Origin of the sequence: Aquimarina penaris, from assembly GCF_040786285.1 — a bacterium.
In the GTDB taxonomy this organism is placed as follows: Bacteria; Bacteroidota; Bacteroidia; order Flavobacteriales; family Flavobacteriaceae; genus Aquimarina.
The window spans coordinates 159,104-181,392 of sequence record NZ_JBFMKQ010000005.1 but is presented as its reverse complement, the minus strand read 5'-3'; the positions used below and the strand labels follow the sequence as shown (position 1 = coordinate 181,392).

Annotated in this window: 20 protein-coding genes; 11 read left to right on the top strand and 9 right to left on the bottom strand. The window is 34.5% G+C overall.

Annotated features, from left to right (window positions below; translation table 11 throughout):
- Nucleotides 1-42: 42 nt before the first annotated feature.
- Entirely contained in the window at nucleotides 43-1,434 is a 1,392-nt protein-coding gene (gene lpdA / locus ABW637_RS20445; RefSeq protein ID WP_367586587.1) for a dihydrolipoyl dehydrogenase, read from the top strand.
- A 79-nt stretch (nucleotides 1,435-1,513) separates the two neighbouring features.
- On the opposite strand, the gene capB is transcribed toward lpdA, so the two are convergent.
- The 3 genes from capB to ABW637_RS20430 form a co-directional block, all read right to left on the bottom strand.
- Nucleotides 1,514-2,773 (bottom strand): cysteate-C-fatty acyltransferase, encoded by a 1,260-nt coding sequence (capB, locus tag ABW637_RS20440; RefSeq protein ID WP_367586586.1) that lies wholly within the window; start codon nucleotides 2,771-2,773, stop codon nucleotides 1,514-1,516.
- A gap of 280 nt (nucleotides 2,774-3,053) precedes the next feature.
- Nucleotides 3,054-4,094 (bottom strand): cysteate synthase, encoded by a 1,041-nt coding sequence (gene capA, locus ABW637_RS20435; protein ID WP_367586585.1) that lies wholly within the window; start codon nucleotides 4,092-4,094, stop codon nucleotides 3,054-3,056.
- 89 nt (nucleotides 4,095-4,183) lie between these two features.
- A complete protein-coding gene (locus ABW637_RS20430) occupies nucleotides 4,184-6,319 on the bottom strand; it encodes a S9 family peptidase (RefSeq protein ID WP_367586584.1) in 2,136 nt (711 codons plus the stop codon).
- 154 nt (nucleotides 6,320-6,473) lie between these two features.
- Here ABW637_RS20430 and ABW637_RS20425 point away from each other — a divergent pair, with 154 nt between their 5' ends.
- On the top strand, nucleotides 6,474-6,797 hold the full coding sequence (locus ABW637_RS20425; protein ID WP_367586583.1) for a YbaB/EbfC family nucleoid-associated protein: 324 nt from the start codon (nucleotides 6,474-6,476) through the stop codon (nucleotides 6,795-6,797).
- A 123-nt stretch (nucleotides 6,798-6,920) separates the two neighbouring features.
- Nucleotides 6,921-7,241 carry a YegP family protein gene (locus tag ABW637_RS20420; RefSeq protein ID WP_367586582.1) on the top strand — a complete coding sequence of 107 codons (321 nt, stop codon included), beginning with the start codon at nucleotides 6,921-6,923 and terminating at the stop codon, nucleotides 7,239-7,241.
- A 44-nt stretch (nucleotides 7,242-7,285) separates the two neighbouring features.
- Here ABW637_RS20420 and ABW637_RS20415 read toward each other — a convergent pair whose 3' ends face one another.
- Nucleotides 7,286-8,326 carry a threonine aldolase family protein gene (locus ABW637_RS20415; protein WP_367586581.1) on the bottom strand — a complete coding sequence of 347 codons (1,041 nt, stop codon included), beginning with the start codon at nucleotides 8,324-8,326 and terminating at the stop codon, nucleotides 7,286-7,288.
- A gap of 21 nt (nucleotides 8,327-8,347) precedes the next feature.
- Nucleotides 8,348-10,759: a zinc-dependent metalloprotease gene (locus ABW637_RS20410; RefSeq protein ID WP_367586580.1), complete on the bottom strand. Its 2,412-nt coding sequence runs from the start codon at nucleotides 10,757-10,759 to the stop codon at nucleotides 8,348-8,350.
- A 112-nt stretch (nucleotides 10,760-10,871) separates the two neighbouring features.
- Between ABW637_RS20410 and prfB the strand changes: the two genes are divergently transcribed.
- Both prfB and arsC read left to right on the top strand, forming a co-directional pair.
- A protein-coding gene (gene prfB / locus ABW637_RS20405) for a peptide chain release factor 2 (protein ID WP_367586579.1) occupies nucleotides 10,872-11,970 on the top strand; the annotation gives its coding sequence in 2 pieces (ribosomal slippage) (nucleotides 10,872-10,934 and nucleotides 10,936-11,970; 1,098 coding nt in all).
- Nucleotides 11,971-12,074: 104 nt separating this feature from the next.
- Nucleotides 12,075-12,416, top strand: coding sequence for an arsenate reductase (glutaredoxin) (gene arsC, locus ABW637_RS20400; protein ID WP_367586578.1), 342 nt, complete (start codon nucleotides 12,075-12,077; stop codon nucleotides 12,414-12,416).
- A 58-nt stretch (nucleotides 12,417-12,474) separates the two neighbouring features.
- Here the strand turns inward: arsC and ABW637_RS20395 are convergent, their stop codons facing one another.
- Nucleotides 12,475-12,651, bottom strand: coding sequence for a hypothetical protein (locus tag ABW637_RS20395; protein WP_367586577.1), 177 nt, complete (start codon nucleotides 12,649-12,651; stop codon nucleotides 12,475-12,477).
- Nucleotides 12,652-12,839: 188 nt separating this feature from the next.
- Here ABW637_RS20395 and fumC point away from each other — a divergent pair, with 188 nt between their 5' ends.
- Both fumC and ABW637_RS20385 read left to right on the top strand, forming a co-directional pair.
- Nucleotides 12,840-14,237, top strand: a complete 1,398-nt coding sequence (gene fumC, locus ABW637_RS20390) for a class II fumarate hydratase (protein ID WP_367586576.1) — start codon at nucleotides 12,840-12,842, stop codon at nucleotides 14,235-14,237.
- 394 nt (nucleotides 14,238-14,631) lie between these two features.
- The gene (locus tag ABW637_RS20385; RefSeq protein ID WP_367586575.1) at nucleotides 14,632-15,078 is read left to right on the top strand and encodes a DUF2147 domain-containing protein; all 447 of its coding nucleotides are present in this window, start codon (nucleotides 14,632-14,634) and stop codon (nucleotides 15,076-15,078) included.
- A 434-nt stretch (nucleotides 15,079-15,512) separates the two neighbouring features.
- Here the strand turns inward: ABW637_RS20385 and ABW637_RS20380 are convergent, their stop codons facing one another.
- Nucleotides 15,513-16,796, bottom strand: coding sequence for a cystathionine gamma-synthase family protein (locus ABW637_RS20380; RefSeq protein WP_367586574.1), 1,284 nt, complete (start codon nucleotides 16,794-16,796; stop codon nucleotides 15,513-15,515).
- Nucleotides 16,797-16,929: 133 nt separating this feature from the next.
- Between ABW637_RS20380 and ABW637_RS20375 the strand changes: the two genes are divergently transcribed.
- Both ABW637_RS20375 and ABW637_RS20370 read left to right on the top strand, forming a co-directional pair.
- Complete coding sequence (locus tag ABW637_RS20375; RefSeq protein WP_367586573.1) at nucleotides 16,930-17,385, top strand: Lrp/AsnC family transcriptional regulator; 456 nt, start codon at nucleotides 16,930-16,932, stop codon at nucleotides 17,383-17,385.
- A gap of 78 nt (nucleotides 17,386-17,463) precedes the next feature.
- Complete coding sequence (locus ABW637_RS20370) at nucleotides 17,464-18,192, top strand: SDR family oxidoreductase (protein WP_367586572.1); 729 nt, start codon at nucleotides 17,464-17,466, stop codon at nucleotides 18,190-18,192.
- Here ABW637_RS20370 and ABW637_RS20365 read toward each other — a convergent pair whose 3' ends face one another.
- Nucleotides 18,193-19,539, bottom strand: coding sequence for an MFS transporter (locus ABW637_RS20365; protein ID WP_367586571.1), 1,347 nt, complete (start codon nucleotides 19,537-19,539; stop codon nucleotides 18,193-18,195).
- 64 nt (nucleotides 19,540-19,603) lie between these two features.
- A complete protein-coding gene (gene holA, locus ABW637_RS20360; protein ID WP_367586570.1) occupies nucleotides 19,604-20,608 on the bottom strand; it encodes a DNA polymerase III subunit delta in 1,005 nt (334 codons plus the stop codon).
- A 33-nt stretch (nucleotides 20,609-20,641) separates the two neighbouring features.
- Here holA and ABW637_RS20355 point away from each other — a divergent pair, with 33 nt between their 5' ends.
- The gene (locus tag ABW637_RS20355) at nucleotides 20,642-21,085 is read left to right on the top strand and encodes a type I restriction enzyme HsdR N-terminal domain-containing protein (protein ID WP_367586569.1); all 444 of its coding nucleotides are present in this window, start codon (nucleotides 20,642-20,644) and stop codon (nucleotides 21,083-21,085) included.
- A 185-nt stretch (nucleotides 21,086-21,270) separates the two neighbouring features.
- Nucleotides 21,271-22,278 (top strand): glycosyltransferase family 2 protein, encoded by a 1,008-nt coding sequence (locus tag ABW637_RS20350; RefSeq protein ID WP_367586568.1) that lies wholly within the window; start codon nucleotides 21,271-21,273, stop codon nucleotides 22,276-22,278.
- Nucleotides 22,279-22,289: the final 11 nt, after the last annotated feature.

Sequence of the window (22,289 nt, the reverse complement as noted above, 5' to 3'; positions counted from 1 at the left end):
CCGAATTATCCTTAAATTCGTGACTTCAAAAAATTGACATTTATGAGCACATATGATATCATTGTTTTAGGAAGCGGTCCTGGGGGTTATGTAACCGCAATTAGAGCTTCACAATTAGGTTTAAAAACTGCGATAGTTGAAAAAGAAAGTTTAGGAGGCGTATGTTTAAATTGGGGATGTATCCCGACCAAAGCACTATTAAAAAGCGCACAGGTATTCGAATATCTTAAGCATGCATCGGATTACGGGCTTACCGTTGAAAAATTCGATAAAGACTTTGATGCCGTTGTAAAACGAAGTCGTGGTGTAGCAGATGGGATGAGTAAAGGTGTTCAATTCTTAATGAAAAAGAATAAAATAGATGTTATTAATGGTTTCGGAAAATTAAAAGCCAGCAATAAAATTACGGTAACTTCAGAAGATGGTAAAGCTACAGATTATGAAGCTAAGCATATCATTATTGCTACTGGAGCCAGATCAAGAGAACTTCCGAACTTGCCTCAAGATGGTAAAAAAGTGATTGGCTATAGAGAGGCCATGACATTAAAATCACAACCTAAGAAAATGATCGTTGTTGGGTCTGGGGCTATTGGAGTAGAATTTGCACACTTTTATAACGCAATGGGAACAGAAGTAACTATTGTTGAGTTTTTACCAAACTTGGTTCCGCTTGAAGACGAAGAAGTATCAAAACAGTTTGAAAGAAGTTTCAAAAAGGCGGGAATCAAAGTAATGACTAATTCTTCTGTTGAAAGCGTTGACACAAGCGGTGATGTGCTAAAAGCAACGGTAAAAACAAAAAAAGGAGAAGAAGTTCTTGAAGCCGATATCGTTTTATCTGCTGTTGGGATTAAAAGTAATATTGAAAACATAGGATTAGAGGAGTTAGGGATAGCTACCGATCGAGATAAAATTGTAGTAAACGATTGGTACCAAACCAACATCCCTGGAGTATATGCTATTGGTGACGTTGTTGCAGGTCCTGCGCTAGCACATGTTGCTTCTGCGGAAGGTATTACCTGTGTAGAAAAAATTGCCGGTATGCATGTTGAAGCCATAGATTATGGTAACATTCCTGGATGTACTTATGCTTCTCCGGAAATCGCTAGTGTTGGTATGACCGAAAAACAAGCAAAAGAAGCTGGTTATGAAATCAAAGTTGGTAAATTCCCTTTCTCTGCATCTGGTAAAGCAAGTGCCGCAGGAACCAAAGATGGCTTCGTTAAAGTAATATTTGATGCCAAATATGGCGAATGGTTAGGGTGTCATATGATTGGCGCTGGAGTAACCGATATGATTGCAGAAGCTGTGCTAGGAAGAAAATTAGAAACTACAGGTCATGAAGTTCTAAAAGCAATTCACCCACACCCAACAATGAGTGAAGCTGTTATGGAAGCCGTAGCTGATGCGTATGATGAAGTAATTCATCTATAATAAGAGCACAATATTAAACATAAAAAAATCCGCTGTAAAAGCGGATTTTTTTATGTTTAAATTTTTCTGATAGACAAAACTACTCTCCCATAGCCGCAGCGACTGCCGCAGACATGCGCTTGTAAACACCACTTTCTAATCGCTCTCGTATTGCCGAAAACGCAACTAATGTTTCTTCTATATCTTCCATAGTATGAGAAGCTGTAGGAATCAATCGTAATAAAATTAATCCTTTAGGTATTACAGGATATACTACAATCGAACAAAATATACCGTGATTTTCTCTTAAATCTTTAACCAATGCCATTGCTTCAGGAATACTTCCTTTTAAATAAACTGGAGTAACACAACTTTGGGTAGTTCCTAGATCAAAACCTCTATCTTTTAATCCATTTTGTAACGCATTTACATTCTCCCATAACTTTGCTTTTAGTTCTGGCATAGTTCTAAGCATATCCAAACGCTTCAATGCCCCAACAACTAACTGCATTTGCAATGATTTTGCAAACATTTGGGAACGTAAATTATATTTTAAATAATCTATTATTTCTTGATCCGCAGCAATAAAAGCTCCGGTACTTGCCATAGATTTAGCAAAAGTAGCAAAATATACATCTATCTGATCCTGTACTCCCTGCTCCTCACCTGTTCCTGCTCCGGTAGCTCCTAAAGTCCCAAACCCATGGGCATCATCTACAAATAATCTGAAATTATATTTTTCTTTTAAAGCAACTATCTCCTTCAATCTTCCTTGCTCTCCTCTCATACCAAAAACACCCTCAGAAATCAATAAAATTCCTCCTCCGGTTTTTTCAGCCATTTTAGTAGCACGCATTAGATTTTTATCAATACTTTCTATATCATTATGACGATAGGTATATCTTTTTCCTTGATGCAATCTTACTCCATCTATTATACAAGCATGAGCATCAACATCATATACGATGATATCATCTTTACTAACCAGCGCATCAATGGTAGATACCATTCCCTGGTAACCAAAATTCAATAAATAGGCTGCTTCTTTATCAACAAACTCCGCAAGTTCATTCTGAAGTTGTTCATGTAAATCGGTATGACCACTCATCATTCTTGCTCCCATAGGATAAGCCGAACCATAATTAGCAGCTGCTTCGGCATCAACCTTACGCACCTCTTCTTTATTGGCTAGCCCTAAATAATCATTAATACTCCAAGTGATTACTTCTCTCCCTTGAAACTTCATTCTATTTGATATAGGCCCTTCTAACTTTGGAAAAACAAAATATCCTTCTGCCTGATCTGCCCATTTTCCTAATGGCCCTTTGTCTTTATAAATTTTATCAAATAAATCTCTCATCTATCAAAAATTTGTTTCTTATAAGTCTGCGAAAATACGGAAAATTGATTTGATGGCATAATTATATTCAAATTCACTTTTACAAAGTGTGATTTTAACAAATCATCATCTCCAGCACATATAAACACTAATATTATAATGTTTTCTGTTAATTTAGTGATTAAAACTAATTAATAAACAAATACAAGCCCGGTTTTTCTGATTCTTCTTTTAAAATAACTATAAAAAAAATGCACTTGATCGTTGATCAAATGCATTTAGTCTTTAATTTCTTATGGTATTATTTAATAAACTGAACTTCTGTAGCATCGATTTCGCGTTGACTATCAAAAAAGCCTTGCTCCATCATCCAATCATCACTAAATACCTTACTCATATATCTTGAACCATGATCAGGTAGAATTACAATTACATTACTATTTTCATCAAACTCTCCTTGTTCTGCAAGTTGTTTGATTCCCTGTAATGCTGCTCCACTTGTATATCCCAGAAATAAACCTTCTGTCTTTGCCAACTCTCTTGCTGTGTGAGCGCTATCTTCATCATTTACCTTTTCAAATCTATCAATCGCTTCAAAATCTGTAGCAGTAGGAATTAGATTTTTACCTAATCCTTCGATACGATAAGGATATATTTCTTCTTGATCAAATTCTTTAGTTTCATGGTATTTCTTCAACACAGAACCATATGCATCTATCCCTAAAACGCGAATATCTTTATTTTGCTCTTTTAAATACCTCGCTGTGCCTGATATTGTACCTCCGGTACCACAACAAGCAACAAAGTGTGTTAAGTGACCATTCGTTTGATCCCAAATTTCAGGACCTGTAGAGTTATAATGTGCATCAATATTCAATTCATTAAAATATTGATTTATATACACCGATCCTTTTATTTCTTCATGTAAGCGTTTTGCTACCTGGTAATATGACCTTGGATCATCCGCACTTACATGAGCAGGGCAAACATAAACTTTTGCTCCCATATTTTTAAGCATCGCTATCTTATCTTTCGAAGATTTAGAGCTTACTGCCAAAATACAGTCATATCCTTTTATCACACTTACCATAGCTAAGCTAAAACCTGTATTACCACTGGTGGTTTCAATAATTGTATCACCAGGTTTAAGAATACCCTTTTTTTCTGCTTGTTCTATAATATAAAGCGCAATTCTATCTTTAGTGGAGTGTCCCGGGTTAAAGGATTCTATCTTTGCATAGTAATTCCCGGGGAAGCCTTTCATAATCTTGTTCAGTTTTACAAGTGGGGTATTACCTATAAGTTCTAAAACATTATTATAAGCCTGTATATTTTCTCTCATATAGTTGTGTTTAACAGGGTCGTGGATTAAAAACGGGGGAACCACTATCTGCTTCAAAAAACGGTACGAAGTTACATTATTTTTTTTAATTAATCTTTGATATCTTCCAAATCAAACAAAAACGCATATTCTTCAGCTACTTCTTTTAAGGCTTCAAACCTTCCGGAAGCCCCACCATGACCAGCATCCATATTAGTATGTAACAACAATACGTTATCATCTGTTTTTAACTCTCTTAATCTGGCCACCCACTTTGCAGGTTCCCAATATTGTACTTGAGAATCATGTAATCCTGTAGTAACAAGCATATTTGGGTATTTTTGAGCAACAACATTATCATAAGGTGAGTATGATTTCATATACTGATAGTATTTTTCTTCATTTGGATTACCCCACTCATCGTATTCTCCTGTGGTGAGAGGAATGCTATCATCCAGCATTGTCGTTACTACATCTACAAAAGGAACCGCAGCTACCACTCCGTTATACAATTCTGGAGCCATATTAACAACTGCTCCCATTAGTAAACCTCCTGCAGAACCACCCATCGCATACAAATGATCAGAAGAAGTATACCCTTGATCTATTAAAAACTTTGAACAATCTATAAAATCGGTGAATGTATTTTTTTTCTTTAAAAGTTTTCCGTCTTCATACCATGATCTTCCTAAATACTCACTACCTCTTACATGTGCAATTGCAAAAATAAAACCTCTATCCAACAAACTTAATCGCACTGTAGAAAAATAGGGATCGATAGTAGATCCATATGACCCGTAACCATATTGTAACAGAGGGTTTTTGCCATTTTTTTCTATTCCTTTACGGTATACCATAGAAACCGGAATCTTAGTTCCGTCTTGGGCAGTTGCCCATACTCTTTCAGAAATATAATTAGTTTTATCAAATTTTCCTCCAAGTACTTCTTGTTCCTTTTTAATCTCTTTCTCCTTAGTATCCATATCAAAATCGATTACAGAATTAGGAGTTGTAAGAGAATTGTATGCATACCTAAGTGTGGTAGTGTCAAAATCGGGATTTGTACTCACATAGGTCGTATAGGTTTCATTATCAAAAGGGAGATAATAATCTGCACTACCATCCCATCGTTTTATATTAATTTTATTTAAACCATTACTACGTTCGCTAACTACGTAATGATCTTTAAATATCTCAATATCTTCAACCAATACATCTTTTCTATGCGGAATAAGATCTTCCCAATTTTCTTTACCAGTATTTTTCTCAGACACCTTCATTATTTTAAAATTGGTAGCACCATCAGCGTTGGTAAGTATATAAAAGTTTTCACCATAATGTGCAATACCATATTCTAGGCCTCTGGTTCTGGGTTGAAAAACTTTAAATTCTCCCATTGGATCGTCTGCTCTTAGCACCCTATATTCTGAAGTTAGCGTGCTGCTGGAACCAATCACAATATATTTTTTTGATTTTGTTTTATAGACAAATGTATTAAAGGTGTCATCTGTTTCATGATACACCTCAACATCTTTTGAGGCATCTGTACCTAGAGCATGTCTAAATATTTTATCTGATCTTAATGTTTCATCATCCTTCTTGGTATAGAATAACGTCTTTCCATCGGCGGCCCATGTACTACCCCCAGTGGTTGTTTCTATTACATCAGGATATACTTTTCCTGTAACTAAATTTTTAACCCTAATGGTATATTTACGTCTACTAACGGTATCTACTCCAAATGCTATATGTGTATTATCAGGACTAACACTTAATCCAACCATTCTATAATAACTATGCCCTTCGGCTTCTTTATTACAATCAAACAGTATTTCTTCTTCTGCCTCTAAGGTTTCTTTTTTTCTAGCATATATAGGGTAATCCTTGCCTTTTTCATATCGAGTAATATACCAGTATCCATTAAGTTTGTAAGGTACTGAAGCATCATCCTCTTTAATACGCCCTTTCATTTCTTCAAAAAGTGCCGCCTGAAAATCTTTAGTGTGAGCAGTCATCTTATCATTGAAATCGTTCTCCCGCTCCAGATAGTCTATTACTTCTGGGTTTTCTCTTTCATTTAACCAAAAATAACTATCCACACGAACATCATCATGTTTTTCGAGGTTTGTTGGTTTTTTATCAGCAATAGGAGGTTCAATTTTGGCGTCCACTGTCGTCATTTTGTTATTTTTACATGAAGTTGCAAAAGTAAGTGATAATAAAAATATAATGTGTGAAGTTTTCATCTATTTCTAATAATTTTATTTCGAGTTAGATGGAATTCGCCAATAGTCTTATCACCGTACCTTATTTGATTGCTATAGTTCATTTCATCTTTATCCTTTAGTTTATTTACTGCCAAAGTACTAATTTTGTTTTATAATTTTAAAAAACACAACCATGTTTGGAGATATGATGGGAATGATGGGCAAACTAAAAGAAACCCAAAAAAAAGTTGAAGAAACCAAGAAAAGGCTAGATTCTGTTCTAATTGACGAAACTAGTTCTGATCACCTCTTAAAAGTAACGATAACAGCAAATCGGAAAATAAATAGTATCACCATTGAAGACAAGTTACTCGAAGACAAAGAACAGCTAGAAGATTATTTAGTTTTAACCATAAATAAAGCAATCGCTAAGGCAACTGAAATACAAGAGGCCGAATTAGCTGCGGTGGCAAAAGAAGGAATGCCAAATATTCCCGGATTAGATCTATTTAAGTAGTACCATCTGACCCAGAATTATTAATTCCTAAAAAAAATACGCTTCGTTATTTTTATATTTTTCTTTTTCCTTTTAATTCTATAATTTTAACAAAAGCTAAAAAATTAACTAAAATCAAATAGTATGTTTGAACTCAAAAACAAGGAAGGGTCAAGTTTTCATTTCACCTTAAAGGCAAAAAATGGACAGGTTATCCTGAGTAGTGAAGTATATAACAGTAAATCGGCTGCAGAAAACGGGATATCTTCTGTAAAGAAAAACTCTCCAGAAGATGGGCGATATGAGCGCAAAACAGCAAAAAACGGAAAGTTTTATTTCAATTTAAAGGCTGGTAATGGTCAGGTAATAGGGAGCAGCCAGATGTATTCTTCAGAATCAGGAATGGAAAATGGGATAAATTCTGTAAAAGAAAATGCTCCGGATGCTGAGACTAAAGAAGTATAATTTTTTAAGTGTTAAGTTTTATTTATAAAACCAGATAAAGCTGTTCAATTATTCTGAGCAGCTTTATTTAGTTGTGCAGAAGACAAAACTTCTAAGAAATAAGTATGCATCTCTTGAGTATAGTCTAAATGGGTAACAAATCTTAGTTTACCTTGCCCCATGCCATAAAAATGAATATTCTTTGTTGACATTTTAGAAATAAAGTCATTTTCATCACCATCAATTGTAAATATGACAATATTAGTTTCTATAGGTTCTACTTGTTTTACAAAAGATAATTTTTCTAGTACAGTGCCAATTTCCTGGGCTCGTTTATGGTCTTCAGACAATCTCTGAATATGGTTTTCTAATGCATACAAACCTGCAGCAGCCATATAACCAATTTGCCTCATTCCTCCTCCCAGAACTTTACGAACTCTAATCGCCTTCTCCATAACCTCTGTATTACCAATTAACACAGATCCAACGGGTGCTCCTAAACCTTTACTTAAACACACCGAAATGGTATCAAAAACTTCTCCGTATTGCTTAGGGCTTTCTTCTTTGGCTACCAAAGCATTCCATAACCTTGCTCCATCAAGATGATATCCCAAATTATGATCCGTACATACATTTTTGATTCTTTTAATTTCTTCAAAATCATAACAAGCTCCACCTCCTTTATTGGTGGTGTTTTCTACACAAACCAAACTCGTTAATGGGCTGTGATAAAAATCTGGTGGATTAATCGATTCTAAGACCTGAGTTGCATTTATCATTCCTCTATGCCCACTTATTAATTTACAAGACACGCCACTATTAAAAGACACCCCTCCTCCTTCATAATTATAAACATGAGCATATTTATCTGCAATAAGTTGCTCTCCTGGCTGAGTGTGCAACTTAATAGCAGCTTGGTTCGCCATACTACCCGAAGGAAAAAATAAAGCACTATCCATACCAAATATATTGGCTATTCTTTGTTCTAGCTCATTTACAGTTGGGTCTTCTTTATATACATCGTCCCCTACTTCTGCATTCATCATTGCTTGGAGCATTCCTTTAGTAGGTTTGGTAACTGTATCGCTTCTAAGATCTATTTTCATTTACACTAAATTTGAAAAAAATTAAAAACTACATTTATAACTTCCAATAGGAGAACCATCAGGAATTTTTGGTGAAGGTACTACTTTAAAATTTTCAGGTTTGTCTAAAAAGTTATTAATCTGCCTCACATAATACTCATTATAGATTTTATCCAGTGGATTCATGTTTTTTTCTTTCAATACCCTAAGCAAACTAACAATTTTAGCATAGGCTATTGCATTAACCTGGGGATAAGCGTCTTTATTATTATTTAATTGCATAAGATGTTTTAAAACATTAGCTCTTACTGTATGTTGTATCTCATTATAATATGCATTGTTAGTTTTAGTATTAAAAGTAAGTTCTATTAATTGGTCTAAAGCTTCAGACAATCCCAATTGATTTTTATCTAAGCTTTTTTGCTGCACCAATCGTGAAGTTCTCTGCGGATGTAATAAAAAGGATAAGCTCATATCACTCGCGGTAGCAGCGATACTTAATGCATCAAAACCAACCCCCGTTTTACCTTTAAAAGATTCCCTGTTTTTATCATATCGGAAGGCTCTTGGTGGAAACAATTTTAGTTTATCTTCTGGAATTGCAAGTACTTTGGGAGATAATGTACTCAAAACCTGTTTAAGTGCTTTCTTTTGCTTTTTTGAATCCACAGTTTCAACAATGGTTTGCCCATCTCCTTTTACGGCATAGTTATAATTTAATCCACCAATAAGTTTTACTGCCGCTTCTGTTTGATACCTATGAAAAAAATAAAGAGGTACAAAAACATCTTCTAAAACAGAATATGGTTCATTATTCCTAATATTATCAATAGAAAAGTTTTGTATTGCAACCTCCCTAATCTTTAATACATTTTCTAATTCACTTGATGCACTTTTTCCATTATCCCACAAATGTGCCAGCTCATGGGCTCCACCCAATGGTCTGGCATCACTATCAGAAATAAATCGTAAACCAGATTGATATGCAGTATCTAAAATTCTATTAAGCTCTGCAGTTTCATTAGCCCCTTGAGCAAACTCAGAGTAACTATAGGCTACAGTGACTTTATCCCAATCCCCAATTTTTGTGTCATATGCGTTAGACAGATCAATACTACCTCCCTTAAGTGAAACGGTTGGGTGTGGATAATCCATTACAGATGCTCTTCCGTTTGTACTGGCAGCAAAATTATGTGCAAAACCCAGGGTATGCCCTACTTCGTGGGCAGATAATTGTCGAATACGTGCTAATGCCAGGTCTAACATGGGTTGATAATTATCATCTCTATCCTTATAAGGTTGATTTAATAACGCCTGGGCGATCAAGAAATCCTGTCGAATACGCAAACTACCAAGGCTTACATGTCCTTTTAGAATTTCTCCTGTTCTCGGATCTACAACACTAGCTCCATAGCTCCATCCTCTCGTAGATCGATGCACCCATTGTATTACATTGTATCGTAAATCCATAGGATCTGCATCTGCCGGTAACATTTTTACCTGAAACGCATCTTTGTATCCAATTGCCTCATATGCCTGATTCCACCATCTTGCTCCATCTAATAAAGCGGATCTCACGGGTTCTGGAGTACCTGGATCCAGGTAATATATGATTGGTTCTTTGACTTCACTAATTTGCTGATCAGGATTCTTTTTCTCTAATCGATGTCTAATAATATATCGTTTAGTAATTGATTCATGAATTGGAGTCGCGTAATCCAAATACGAAATAGAAATTGCCCCGCTTCTTGGGTCAAACACACGTTTTTTATACCCATCATCAGGTAATTCTACAAAAGAATGATGCTGAATTACTGTCAAAAAACTTGAATTGGGAGCTACCGAGCTAATATTTTGCCCCTTAGCCGTACCCTTATACGTGATCAGTGCTTCAAATTCTACATTTTTCGGAAATGCTTTTGTACGCTCTAAACTCAATGCACTTTTTTGCTTATCAACACTATAAGCACCTTCTTTTTGAGTTTTTAATCGTTCAATTATACCATGAGTATCTTGCATTAAAAACGGAGTAATATCTATTACATATTTTCCTGACTTTTCTTCTTTAATAGGAAAACCAAATAAAACGGATTTAGCAAATGCCTGTTCAACACTTCTCTTTTCTAACTCATTGTTAGTTATCGCTCGATAGCGCTGATTGGGCTGCACAAGCAAAAGTTTATTACCTGCTTTTTTAAATTTTACAATAACGCCATTTCCTATTTGACCTCTATCTAAACCTATATCATTAGATCCTAACCCTGTAGCCAAAGAATGTACGTACAAAAACTCCGTATCCAGTTTATCAACTTCTAAATAGATTTCATCTTTTTCTTTGTTATAATGAAAGCTGAAATAGCCAGTATATGATTCTAGGTTTTTTTGTAGCTCTAAAAATTGAGCAGAAATAGAACTAGTAATTATCAAGAATAAGCAAACGAAAAATTGTTTCATAAATGATGGATTGAGTGAAAATATTTACAAAATTTTTAAAGCTATAAAATAATCGAAAAAATGTTTCTTACTGAATTGTTAAATCCTATTTTTGTCACAAATAATTTAGATTATGATCACTACCGAGACTTTACTTGATCTCAGAAAGCGCCTGGTTGCGTTAAGGAGGTATCTTTGACATTGATGCCAAACTTATAGAAATAGCTAACGAAGAAGAAAAGACCTATGCCCCAGATTTCTGGGATGATGCTCAGGAAGCAGAAAAATTAATGCGTTCACTAAATGCTGAAAAGAAATGGGTATCCGACTATGAAAAAGGAGTTTCTTTAGTCGATGACCTTGACGTTTTGTATGAATTTTACAAAGAAGGTGATGCCACCGAAACAGAAGTGACCGAACGTTATGAAGAATCTTTATCAACCATTGAAAGCTTAGAATTTAAAAATATGCTAAGCGATGAGGGAGATAGCATGAGTGCTGTATTACAAATCACGGCCGGTGCAGGAGGAACAGAAAGTTGTGACTGGGCAAGTATGCTTATGCGTATGTACCTTATGTGGGCAGAAAAGCAAGGCTATAAGATTAGAGAGCTTAACTACCAAGGAGGCGATGTTGCGGGTATAAAAACAGTAACCCTCGAAATAGAGGGTGAATATGCCTTTGGGTGGCTTAAAGGGGAAAATGGGGTACACCGTTTGGTTCGTATTTCTCCTTTTGATAGTAATGCAAAGCGCCATACCTCTTTTGCTTCTATTTATGTTTACCCGTTGGCCGATGATAGTATTGAAATAGATATTAATCCCGCCGATTACGAGATTATTACCTCCAGATCCAGTGGAGCTGGTGGACAAAATGTAAACAAAGTAGAAACTAAGGTGCAACTTACTCACTTCCCTACTGGGATACAGATTTCGTGTTCAGACACTAGATCACAACAAGAAAATAGGTTAAAAGCACTACAAATGCTTAAATCTCAGTTATTCGAAATAGAGCTTCAAAAACAGAGAGCCCAACGTGATGAAATCGAAGCCTCAAAAATGAAAATCGAATGGGGGTCGCAAATCCGTAATTATGTAATGCACCCATACAAACTGGTAAAAGATGTTAGAACTGCCGAAGAAACTGGTAATGTTGATGCCGTAATGGATGGGAATATTGACCGATTCTTAAAAGCCTATCTTATGATGATGGGACAAAAAAATGAAGATTAATACAGTTAGCAGTTAGCAGTTAGCAGTTAGCAGTTAGCAAAAATATAAAATCTCATGTTCAACATAATTCGTAAATCGTAACCCTTAATTCGTAATGTACAACCATGACTACTATTTATCATAACCCAAGATGTCGAAAGTCAAGAGAGACTCTTGCAATACTCGAAGAAAAAAAAGAGGAGATAACCATAATCAAGTACCTTGAAACTCCTCCTTCAGAAAAAGAATTAACTAAAATGATCACGCTTTTAGGAATTTCTCCTTTAGCATTGGTAAGGAAGAATGAATCGATATGGAAAGAAAATTTTAAAGGTAAAGATCTCAATGATAATCAATTGATCAAGATCATGGCAGACAACCCAATACTTATAGAAAGACCAATTGTAATTAAAGGTAATAAAGCAATCATTGGTAGACCTCCAGAAATAGTGAAAGATATCTTATAATTTAAATAAAAAAAGGAAGTCAAATGACTTCCTTTTTTATTCTATATATTTTTATTCGTTATGCCTGTTCTTTGGCTTTACGCTTACTCTCTCTCCACATTTTAAAGTTTTCAAGATTAGCACCAATAATCCAGTAAGGTACTACAAAGGTTAACAAAAAGATCATTAACCAAAAACCAATGGTAAGGATAGTTAAAAAAGCTAAAAAACCAAGATACTGATCAAATTCAAACATAACGATATTCTAATTTTCAATTTTGACAAAGATACTAAGTCTTGAGTATATGTCATAACAGAAATATAATTTATTTTAAAATCTATTTTCACCTAAATAAATATCCCAAAAAACAAGTCTTTATATTCAGAAATAGCATGTCAAATGCTTAAATTTGCACTCTTAAAAAAAAACAAATCATCATAGCTATGCAATATAGAATAGAAAAAGACACAATGGGCGAGGTAAAAGTGCCAGCAGATAAACTTTGGGGGGCACAAACAGAGCGTTCTAGAAATAACTTTAAAATTGGTGCTTCAGGTTCGATGCCTTTAGAAATAGTATACGGGTTTGCTTATCTAAAAAAAGCAGCAGCCTATACAAACTGTGAATTGGGTGCATTACCTATAGAAAAACGAGATCTGATTTCGCAGGTATGTGATGAAATATTAGAAGGAAAGCATGATGATCAATTCCCGTTAGTTATTTGGCAAACCGGTTCGGGTACGCAAAGTAACATGAATGTAAATGAAGTTATTGCCAACCGAGCACATCAATTAGCTGGTAAAACGATTGGCGAAGGAGAAAAAACATTGCAACCCAATGATGATGTAAACAAATCTCAATCTTCTAATGATACCTTCCCCACCGGGATGCACATTGCCGCATATAAAAAAATAGTAGAAGTTACTATTCCAGGAGTAACCCAATTAAGAGATACTCTAAAAAAGAAATCCGAGGAGTTTAAGAATGTAGTAAAGATTGGACGTACGCATTTTATGGATGCTACTCCACTTACCATAGGCCAGGAACTATCTGGTTATGTTTCTCAATTGGATCATGGTCTAAAAGCTTTAGAAAACACGCTGCCGCATATGGGAGAATTAGCATTGGGTGGTACTGCAGTGGGAACAGGTTTAAATACTCCAAAAGGATACGCAAAACGTGTTTCTGAATTTATCGCACAGTTTACAAGCTTACCCTTTATTACTGCCGAAAATAAATTTGAAGCACTTGCGGCACATGATGCATTTGTGGAAACCCATGGTGCTTTAAAACAATTAGCAGTTTCATTAAATAAAATAGGGAACGACATTCGCATGTTAGCTTCTGGTCCTAGAAGTGGTATCGGGGAACTAATCATCCCTGCCAATGAACCAGGAAGTTCTATTATGCCTGGAAAAGTAAACCCTACACAATGCGAAGCATTAACTATGGTATGCGCCCAGGTATTGGGTAATGATGTTGCCATTAATGTTGGCGGAATGCAAGGCCATTTTGAATTAAATGTATTCAAACCTGTTATGGCTGCCAATCTGTTACAAAGTGCTCAATTAATAGGAGATGCCTGTGTTTCTTTTGATGAGCATTGTGCACAAGGTATAGAGCCAAATCAAAAGCGAATTACCGAATTATTAAATAATTCGTTGATGCTAGTTACTGCTTTAAATACCAAAATAGGATACTATAAGGCTGCCGAAATAGCAAATACTGCTCATAAGAATGGTACTACACTTAAGCATGAAGCAGTTGCTTTAGGCCATGTCACCGAAGAAGAATTTGAAGAATGGGTAAAACCAGAAGATATGGTTGGAGTTCTGAAATAAAAATATATCAGAAAATGAAAACGAAAGACCTGTGTTTATGAATACGGGTCTTTTTTTATTCTTCAATACTAATTAATTATCGATGAATTGCATGACTAGATGCTTTTGGAAGTTCTTTGATGAATTCTTGTATAAACCTGAAATTAATTCGAAATAGCTTCATAATATTTTTGTGTAAAGTTGTGGTATGTTACTGTGATTTATGATGTAAAAATAAGGACCACATACTTTATATGAAATAAGTGAAGCTACGTATATTTATATTCCATATATGTAGCCTTTACAAGTTTTTTCAGAACCAACGAGGTCTTTTTGTTCATAAGTTAAAATATTATAATGGGTACTTTTATAGCTTATTTCACAATATTTTAATATAATTGATAAATTTATGTTAATGAAATTCGCCCTACTTACTCTAATAGCTTTTCTATGTACATCTTCTAATATTACCTCTGATTCCTATATCGGAAAATGGGAAATTACCGGAGGATCAATTATCGAAATATACAGAGATGGTGATGTTTTTTTCGGGAAAATTCATAAACGAGCAAAAAACCCATTATCGAACTTTAATGGATTAGATAATAAAAATCCCGTAAAAGAACTTCAAAATCGTTCCTTACTAGGGATGAATATCTTGAATGAACTAAGTTATAAGGATGGTGTCTTATCTGGAGGTACAATATACAATGCCGATAGTGGAAAAAGCTATACTGTAAAAGTGTGGATCGATGATGATGATACTAATATTTGTTATATCAGAGCCTATAAAAGTTTCTTATTCAAAACATTTATAGCAAAACGAATCAAACCAGAAGAAATGGCTGGTAACCTTGATTAAGTCTTTAAAAGTAACCCAATAAAACACTAAAAACCCGCATTTCTTTGAAAATGCGGGTTTTTTGTTTCCTTTACTATTTGTTTTCCAATAATCAACACTACCTCTATACCAACGGCTAAACTTTAACTATCTATGAATAGCGTGGCTACTAGCCATTGGAAGTTCTTTTATAAATTCTAAAATAAAATTGAAGTTAATTCTTAATAAATTCATGTTTTCTGGGTGTAAAAATGATTCAATAAATTGTTTTAATAAGCTGGTGTAAAGATACTTTGATAACCCATACCGCGCAATGGGGAAAAAGCCCCATTCTTTACAGTTGATCCCCCCTACGCCTTTAAATCACGGTAAATTTGGGTGATTTTTTAATTAAATAAGCCAAAAAAAGCACAGTTATAAACTGTGCTTCTTCAATTTATGAGTATAAAGAAAGACTATACTTTTTCTACTTCAAGTTCGTTTTGAATTTCTACTTTTTCTAGAGCTTGCTCTAAATCCCAAACTAAATCTTTGGCACTCTCTACCCCTATTGATAACCTTATTAATTGATCGGTTATATTCATTCGTTTGCTTTGCTCTGGATCAACTCCTGCGTGAGTCATTGTTTTTGGGTGTTCGGCCAAACTTTCTGTTCCTCCCAAACTTACCGCGAGCTTCATTAGTTTTAGATTATTCAAAAACATAAATGCTTCCTTTTCACCTCCTATGATATCAAAAGAAACCATAGCACCCGGGGCAGAACACTGTTTTTTATAGGTTGCAAATGCTTTAGTTCCTTCATTTAATAATCCTAAATAATATACGTTTTTAATCTTAGGATGATTAACAAGAAAATCTGCAACAATCTGTGCATTTTGTGTTTGCTGGTCCATACGTATTTTTAAGGTTTCTAAACTTCTAAGTAGTAACCAAGCAGTATGTGGACTTACCATATTACCCAAAAAGGTACGAAGTGTTTTTACTCTTAACATTAATTCTGCATTCCCTAAAACTGCTCCTGCAATCAAATCACTATGTCCTCCTATATATTTTGTTGCCGAATACAATACTAAATCGGCACCACATTGCAAAGGATGCTGCCATAGTGGCCCCATATAGGTATTATCTACTGCTACCAACGTTTTTCTTTCTTCAGTACTGTATCTAGCAGCGATCTGACTAAATTTCTCAATATCAACAATATCATTAGTTGGATTAGCAGGAGTTTCAAGATAGATCATTGCTAATTGATCTGCTTTACCAGAATCTTCAATCATTTGGATTACTTCATCCAGGTTTTGATCTGGCATCACTCCTATGGTATGAACTCCTATTTTATCTAAAAAATGATGAATAAAATGATCTGTACCACCATACACAGGGTTACTATATACTAAAAGATCTCCTGGCTTCAAAAACTCTAACAATACAGTACTAATAGCAGACATCCCACTTTCGAATACAGCACAATCATCTGCTTTATCCCAAAGACAAAGACGATTTTCTAAAATCTCTAAATTAGGATTGTTTATTCTACTATAGATAAGCCCTAGTTCTTCTTTTGGTGATTTTTCTCGTAAACCATAGGCCAGCTCAAAAAAAGCTTTTCCTTCTTCGGCAGTTTTAAACACAAAAGTTGATGTTTGAAATATAGGGCATTTTATTGCTCCTTCAGACAACTCAGGTTTATAACCATAAGTCATCATTAAGCTTTCTGGGTTAAAGTCGTGATTTTTCATTTCATAAAATTACAACCAAAAGAATTAAAAACTATGAATTACAATAATTTAAGAATATAAATTTGTAAATACACAATTAAAAGAATTTTATTCTATATTTGGTCTGTAATCAGTTAATAAAAAGAAAAAAAATATGGACAAAATAGATCGATCAATACTTCTTTTGTTACAAAAAGATGGTAAAATCACCATTAAAGAAATTGCAGAACGATTGAACCTGACTACGACTCCTATTTTTGAACGTGTCAAAAAACTAGAGCGTGAAGGATATATAAAATCATACAAAGCAATTCTTGATCGCAAAAAAGTGGGATTGCAATTAGTTGTGTTTTGCAATGTTACTTTGAATCTTCATCAAACAGATTATTTAAAGAAATTCGAAAAAGACATTCAGCAATTTCCAGAAGTGGTAGAATGTTATCATGTAGCCGGAATGTTCGATTACTTAATTAAGATATATGCTGAAGATATGGAACGTTATCAGGATTTTCTTTCAAACAAACTAGCTTCACTAGAAAATATTTCTAAGGTACAGAGTTCTTTTGTGATGACAGAGGTGAAAGACTTTTCCTATTTACCCATCCCTTAGAATAATAGTTCAGCTTAACAAAAGATTTAGAATTCAAATAGTACTTTTGATATTCAGCTTAAAAAATTACACACAATTATGGATATTAAAGATGCAAAAGTGCTAATTACTGGTGGTAATTCTGGAATCGGAAAAGCGACAGCAAAACTTTTAAAAGAAAAAGGGGCGCAAGTAATGATCTCTGGGAGAAATGAAACCACCCTTAAAGCTACTGCCAATGAGTTGGGGGTTGATTACGTTAAAGCAGATGTAACCGAAGAAAACCAAGTTACAGATATGGTACAAGTAGCTAAAGATAAAATGAATGGCCTTAACGTATTGGTCAATAATGCTGGTTATGGATATATTTCAAAACTTATTGATATTGAAGCCGATAAATTCACTGATCAGTTTAAAACGAACATTTTAGGAGCAACGTTGTGCGCAAAAGAATCTGCAAAACATTTTATTGCTCAAGAATACGGAAACATTATTAATATTGGCTCTACATCTTCGTTAAAAGGCTCTCCTACAGCTTCGCCCTATGTAGCCACAAAATTTGCACTTCGTGGAATGACAGAAAGTTGGAGAAATGAATTGCGTCCGCATAATATACGAGTAATGCAAGTTAACCCCAGCGAGGTGATGACCAACTTCTCTGATAATCGTGTGGATAGTAATTTTAATGAGAAGCACTATACACAAGCAGAGCAACAAACCAAGCTTAGAGGTGAAGAAATTGCGCACACAATAAGTAGTCTTTTAGAAATGGATGATCGAGGTTTTATAACAGAAGCTACTGTTTTTGCAACAAACCCTAAGGTATAATTATACGGTTTTAATTGTAGGCTCTTGTTGCAAAGTTGCTTTCTTAGTTTTGAAGTGATTTATAATTACTAGAAAGAAAATAAGAAGAAATATTCCTGACCCTATCGTAAAAATGGTCATTTGTATGCTTTCGAAAAGAATACCTCCTAAAATTAATCCAAAAATACTGGCAAAACTACCCATACTATTGCCATATCCCTGGATAGCACCTTGCATTTGGGGGTTTCCTGTTCTGGATAATAGTGATAAAAAACTAGGCCACATTAAACCATTACCTAATGATAACAGTGTATTAGCAAAATAAAGAATAAACAAATCTGAGATAGACAGAAAATAAAAGCTTAGCGCCAATAATGCAGAACCCAATGCTATGCAAAATATATTGGATACCTTTCCTGAGAGGTAAGATAACAATGGTCCTTGCACTAAGATCATAATAACACTAGAATACGCTAAAAACACACCCAGCTCAGTGGCAGACCATTCTAAAATTGTAGAAGCATAAATAGGTAGGCCTGCATAAAAAAGACTAAATGCCAAAAATGTAAGAAAATACACGGCATAAAGTAACGGGATATTATCTAGTTTCAAGATTTTCCAGAAAGAATTAGCTTCATTACTATCGATACTATCATCTGTATAACATTCTTTATGCTCTACCTGAAAAAATCTTCTAAAAGATTTAAATCCAAGGTTACCAGTATCTACAACGCAAGGGTTACTTTCTGGTAGCTTTAAAGTAATCACGAAAATAGCAATCAAAGATATCATGGCGGCCAATATGATGGGCAATGCTTCTCCTAAGAAAGTAGACGCTAGGATTCCTGCAACTGCAGGACCCAGAACAAATCCAAGGCTGGTAGATGCCCCCATCATTCCGAAATTCTTATCTCGGTCATCATCTGTCGATACATCTGACAAATAAGCATTGGCTACCGAAACATTCCCCCCAGTAAATCCATCAAAAATTCGTGCTACAAAAAGTAATAGTAATGGCAACGTCATTATATAACTACCAGTAAATTCTGAATCTGATGACCACAATCCGGTTTTAGGAAGTATAAAAGCCAATAAAAACAACACCCAGGCGATAAATGTACCGGCCTGACTAACAATAAGTACTTTTTTCCTTCCAATTTTATCAGATAATTTACCCAGAATTGGCGCCCCTATTAATTGAAAGAAAGGATACATGGCCCCTAATATCCCATAAATAAATCCATTTCCGCCTAAATCGATTACAATAAAAATAAGAATAGGGATAACAATACTATACCCTAGTATACCGATAAAATTCACTAATAAAATGGGAAAGATCTTTTTAGTAAAAAAAGTAAAAATTTGCATGCTCTAAAATAAGATTGTTCATTCTAAAAGCTTGTTAAACAATTGCTAATAAAATGCAACTACATCATCCCATAATTTTTACTAAAAGTTCTTTAAGAATATCTCCTTGCGGAAGATTTGCTGCTCCCACTCCTTTACTTTTTACATCTGCATCCCTAAGCAATGCAATAACCTGACTTACTTTTTTCATGGGATAGTTATGCGCAGCTTCGGTATAATCTTTTACAAAGTATGGGTTAATTTTTAAAGCCCCGGCAACATTACGCTGCGATTTATCAGACAAGCCATGGTATTGCATAACCTGAGAGAAAAAACTATATAATAAAGAAATGGTAACCACCAGGGGGTTATCTTTAGGGTTTTGTGCAAAATAATTAATGATTCTATGTGCTTTAATTACATCTCTAGAACCAATAGCTTTACGAAGTTCGAAATTATTAAACTCTTTACTAATTCCTATGTTTTCTTCAATTTGATCTGCTGTGATTTGCGATCCAGAAGGTATGATTAATTTTAATTTTTCTAACTCATTATTGATTTTACTAAGATCTGTACCTAAAAACTCGACCAACATTTGCGCGGCTTTGGGTTCTATACCATATTTAGCTCCGGTTAAAACTCTTCTTATCCAATCGGCAACCTGGTTTTCATATAATTTTTTACTTTCAAAAATAACCCCATTCTTGGCTACAGTCTTGTAGAGTTTTTTTCGCTTATCTATTTTTTTATACTTATAGCACATTACCAATACCGTAGATGGTTGTGGGTTTTCGGCATAATCAGCTAGTTTTTCTATAGTCCTTGATAAATCTTGTGCCTCTTTAACTATAACAACTTGTCGCTCGGCCATCATAGGAAAACGTTTTGCATTAGCTACGATATCGTCTATTGCTACATCTCTTCCGTACAATACCATTTGATTAAATCCCTTCTCCTCTTCGGCAAGAATATTTTTATCAATAAATTCAGAAATCCTATCAATATAATAGGGTTCTTCACCCATCAAGAAATAAATTGGCTTTATATTTCCACTCTTTATATCGGTTACAATTTGTTTTACTTCATCCATTCAGAAAAAAATCATCAAATTTGTGCTATGCAAATGAAAAAGTTAAACTTTCCGGCATATCAATTCAGGTTCAAAAGTAGCGAAAATAAAGTTTCTATTTTTGACCGAATCCGCAAAAAATTTATCATTCTCACCCCAGAAGAATGGGTTCGTCAACATACGGTACACTATCTCATTGAAGAAAAAAAATATCCAGAAAGCCTTATTAATGTTGAAAAGCTTATAAAACTTAACGATCTAAACAAACGTTATGACATCATCATATTTAATCCCGATGGTAGTATTTTTCTTATCGTAGAGTGCAAATCTAATACAGTAAAGGTCACACAAGATGTTTTTGATCAAATTGCCAGGTATAATCTTGCTTTAGATGCAGAATACTTAATGATCACCAATGGTATAGAGCATTACTATTGCCAGATGAACTATACCCAAAAAGAATACACTTTTCTAAAAGATATTCCCAAGTATACATAGTATTCAGTCTATGGTCGATAGTCGATAGTCGATAGTCGATAGTCGATAGTCGATAGTCGATAGTCGATAGTCGATAGTCAATAGTCAATGGTCTATAGTTGATAGTTGATAAATTATGGATCCAAAACGATACACTTTTATAACTTATATTGTTTTGCTTCTTATTAATCTCTTTATTTGTACCTGTGAATATCGCAGTAGTCATATTAAATTGGAACGGTAGGTCGTTGTTAGAGCAATTTTTACCATCGGTTGTAAAACACTCTAAGGAAGCCACTATTTATATTGCAGATAATGCGTCTACCGATGATTCTGTACCCTATGTAAAAGCAGCTTTTCCTGAAATAAAGATTATTCAAAATACAGTTAATGGAGGCTATGCAAAGGGGTATAATGATGCTTTAGCCAAGATTGAAGCCGATATATATTGTTTACTTAATAGTGATATAGAGGTGACCAAAAATTGGCTAACTCCAATTCTAAAGACCTTTGAATCGTCTGATACTATAGCTGCAATCCAGCCTAAAATTTTAGATTATAAAAAGAAATCCCATTTTGAATATGCAGGAGCTGCAGGTGGTTATATTGATCAATTAGGATACCCCTACTGTAGAGGTAGAATTTTTGACACCATAGAACAAGACCATGGTCAGTATGATGATACAACTGCAATATTTTGGGCAAGCGGAGCTTGTTTATTCATAAGAAAATCTGTTTTCGAAGAAGTTGGAAAACTAGATGAAGATTTTTTCGCTCATCAGGAAGAAATTGATCTTTGCTGGCGTCTTCAAGATCATGGATATATCATAATGTATAATGGATCATCTACAGTATATCATTTAGGAGGGGCAACCTTAGACACCATGAATCCTAAAAAAACGTATCTCAATTTTAGGAACAACCTCTATCTTTTAATAAAAAATGTTCCGGGGCGCAATGTATGGCTTGTACTATTGATAAGAATGATCCTAGACGGGTTAGCTGGTCTAAAGTTTTTGCTGGAAGGAAGATTTTCTCATTTCCTATCCATTATCAAAGCTCACCTTAGCTTCTATCGCAATTTGAATGTTTTTTTAAAAAAACGTAAAAAACTTTCAAAGACGGGGAAATATTATTCGTTTTTTTCCGTTGTATGGCAGTATTTTATTTTAAAACGTAAACATTTCAACAAATTAAAAGGGCGTATAAATTAAATTATTGTTAA

Excerpts from the sequence above, each read along its gene's own strand:
- lpdA (WP_367586587.1), top strand. The coding sequence starts at position 43 with ATGAGCACATATGATATCATTGTTTTAGGAAGCGGTCCTGGGGGTTAT.
- capB (WP_367586586.1), bottom strand. The coding sequence starts at position 2,773 with ATGAGAGATTTATTTGATAAAATTTATAAAGACAAAGGGCCATTAGGA.
- capA (WP_367586585.1), bottom strand. The coding sequence starts at position 4,094 with ATGAGAGAAAATATACAGGCTTATAATAATGTTTTAGAACTTATAGGT.
- ABW637_RS20430 (WP_367586584.1), bottom strand. The coding sequence starts at position 6,319 with ATGAAAACTTCACACATTATATTTTTATTATCACTTACTTTTGCAACT.
- ABW637_RS20425 (WP_367586583.1), top strand. The coding sequence starts at position 6,474 with ATGTTTGGAGATATGATGGGAATGATGGGCAAACTAAAAGAAACCCAA.
- ABW637_RS20420 (WP_367586582.1), top strand. The coding sequence starts at position 6,921 with ATGTTTGAACTCAAAAACAAGGAAGGGTCAAGTTTTCATTTCACCTTA.
- ABW637_RS20415 (WP_367586581.1), bottom strand. The coding sequence starts at position 8,326 with ATGAAAATAGATCTTAGAAGCGATACAGTTACCAAACCTACTAAAGGA.
- ABW637_RS20410 (WP_367586580.1), bottom strand. The coding sequence starts at position 10,759 with ATGAAACAATTTTTCGTTTGCTTATTCTTGATAATTACTAGTTCTATT.
- arsC (WP_367586578.1), top strand. The coding sequence starts at position 12,075 with ATGACTACTATTTATCATAACCCAAGATGTCGAAAGTCAAGAGAGACT.
- ABW637_RS20395 (WP_367586577.1), bottom strand. The coding sequence starts at position 12,651 with ATGTTTGAATTTGATCAGTATCTTGGTTTTTTAGCTTTTTTAACTATC.
- fumC (WP_367586576.1), top strand. The coding sequence starts at position 12,840 with ATGCAATATAGAATAGAAAAAGACACAATGGGCGAGGTAAAAGTGCCA.
- ABW637_RS20385 (WP_367586575.1), top strand. The coding sequence starts at position 14,632 with ATGAAATTCGCCCTACTTACTCTAATAGCTTTTCTATGTACATCTTCT.
- ABW637_RS20380 (WP_367586574.1), bottom strand. The coding sequence starts at position 16,796 with ATGAAAAATCACGACTTTAACCCAGAAAGCTTAATGATGACTTATGGT.
- ABW637_RS20375 (WP_367586573.1), top strand. The coding sequence starts at position 16,930 with ATGGACAAAATAGATCGATCAATACTTCTTTTGTTACAAAAAGATGGT.
- ABW637_RS20370 (WP_367586572.1), top strand. The coding sequence starts at position 17,464 with ATGGATATTAAAGATGCAAAAGTGCTAATTACTGGTGGTAATTCTGGA.
- ABW637_RS20365 (WP_367586571.1), bottom strand. The coding sequence starts at position 19,539 with ATGCAAATTTTTACTTTTTTTACTAAAAAGATCTTTCCCATTTTATTA.
- holA (WP_367586570.1), bottom strand. The coding sequence starts at position 20,608 with ATGGATGAAGTAAAACAAATTGTAACCGATATAAAGAGTGGAAATATA.
- ABW637_RS20355 (WP_367586569.1), top strand. The coding sequence starts at position 20,642 with ATGAAAAAGTTAAACTTTCCGGCATATCAATTCAGGTTCAAAAGTAGC.